This is a genomic window from Bacillus sp. P4_D3, assembly GCF_056401855.1.
Genome location: NZ_JBFUIN010000760.1, coordinates 1 through 1,435 on the forward strand (window position 1 = coordinate 1; position 1,435 = coordinate 1,435).

Consider the following 1,435-nt stretch of genomic DNA (forward strand, 5'->3'; position numbering starts at 1 on the left):
GCATTAGACTTAGACGGAACTTTATTAACAGACAACAAAATAATTTCTCCAAGAACGAAAAAAACAATTGCAAAAGCAAAAGAACAAGGTCATATTGTCGTTATTTCAACAGGGCGCCCATTCCGCGCTAGTTACGATTATTATAAAGAACTTACCCTTAACACACCAATCGTAAACTTTAATGGAGCTTACGTGCATCACCCTCTTGATTCAAGTTGGGGAACACATCACTCTCCTCTTGAACTTTCAACAGCGCAAGAAATCGTCCGAGCTTGCTTTGATTTCGGCGTGAAAAATGTCTATGCTGAAGTCATCGATGATGTGTATGTCCGTGAAATTGATGAAGATAAAAAACATATTTTTGAATTCGGTTCTCCTAAGATTTTCACAGGAGATTTATTAAATACTTTAAACGACCATCCAACTTGCTTATTAATCGATGCACATGACGAGCATTCTGCTGCAATTCGCCAACATTTAACAGATATGCATGCTGAAGTCATCGACCATAGAAAATGGGGTGCACCTTGGCCAATTATTGAAATTGTAAAAAGCGGATTAAATAAAGCTGTCGGATTACAAAAAATTTCAGGCCATTATAATATTCCTAAAGAGCGAATTATCGCTTTTGGTGATGAGGATAACGACTTTGAAATGATCGAATTTGCTGGTCATGGAATCGCAATGGGTAATGCAATTCCTGAATTAAAATCACTCRCAAATCATACGACATTAACGAATGAAGAAGATGGTATCGCTCTATATTTAGAAGAGGTTCTTGGATTGTAATCTAAAAATTCCCTGCTTATAGTTTCTCGCCAAACGCTCATACTATTATTAGACGCAAAAGTCAGCGCGTCAATTGTTTTCAGCTAAATAAAGGGGGTTTTTCGAATGGGTAAAAAGAACAAATCAAAACGTTTTATCCAGCAAGGAGCCGATGCTGTTATGAAGCATGATGCAAGATTCCCGTACAGAGGTACATTAGCTGAGGCAGAAAAAGCGAGAAGTAACTCTTCGTTTGGAGGGGTTTAATGGGAAACTTACTATTCCAACAAGCTAGAGACGCTGTTTCAAGTGCCGTTTCTTGTTCAAGTGGCGCTGAACAACAGGAACTCGTTTATAGAGCAAAAAACTCTTTGCACTCTGCTTATGCAAACTCTTCAACTGCTGAAAAAGTTCAGCTACGTGAAATGCAGGAGCAATTGCAAAACATTACGAATTCGCATTAAAAAAGAGGACCAGCTTTGGTCCTCTTTAATCTTTTCGAAATAACCCAAACACTCCGACCGTTTGCAGTATATTTGTAAATGCACCTGGGTCCACTTGTTTAATAACCCTCTCTAATTCGTACAGCTCGTAACGAGTAATAACAATCATTAACATTTCTTTATTTTCATTTGTATAAGCACCTGTTGCTGGTATAGTTGTAATC

4 protein-coding genes are annotated in these 1,435 nt (G+C 37.9%); 3 read left to right on the forward strand and 1 reads right to left on the reverse strand.

Annotated features, from left to right (window positions below; all coding sequences use genetic code 11):
- The 3 genes from AC1DTM_RS26390 to AC1DTM_RS26400 form a co-directional block, all read left to right on the forward strand.
- Window positions 1-789, forward strand: a 789-nt coding sequence (locus AC1DTM_RS26390) for a Cof-type HAD-IIB family hydrolase (RefSeq protein ID WP_477001275.1), incomplete at its 5' end; no start/stop codon positions are given.
- Between the two features lie 105 nt (window positions 790-894).
- Window positions 895-1,035: a hypothetical protein gene (locus AC1DTM_RS26395; RefSeq protein ID WP_000516816.1), complete on the forward strand. Its 141-nt coding sequence runs from the start codon at window positions 895-897 to the stop codon at window positions 1,033-1,035.
- On the forward strand, window positions 1,035-1,232 hold the full coding sequence (locus AC1DTM_RS26400; RefSeq protein ID WP_002011309.1) for a DUF3813 domain-containing protein: 198 nt from the start codon (window positions 1,035-1,037) through the stop codon (window positions 1,230-1,232). The genes AC1DTM_RS26395 and AC1DTM_RS26400 overlap by 1 nt, the downstream gene beginning before the upstream one ends.
- 25 nt (window positions 1,233-1,257) lie before the next feature.
- Here the strand turns inward: AC1DTM_RS26400 and AC1DTM_RS26405 are convergent.
- A partial coding sequence (locus AC1DTM_RS26405; protein WP_477001276.1) for a DUF2179 domain-containing protein occupies window positions 1,258-1,435 on the reverse strand: 178 nt, incomplete at its 5' end.

What these genes read in the sequence shown, in the direction of transcription:
- AC1DTM_RS26395 (WP_000516816.1), top strand. Translation starts at nt 895, where the DNA reads ATGGGTAAAAAGAACAAATCAAAACGTTTTATCCAGCAAGGAGCCGAT.
- AC1DTM_RS26400 (WP_002011309.1), top strand. Translation starts at nt 1,035, where the DNA reads ATGGGAAACTTACTATTCCAACAAGCTAGAGACGCTGTTTCAAGTGCC.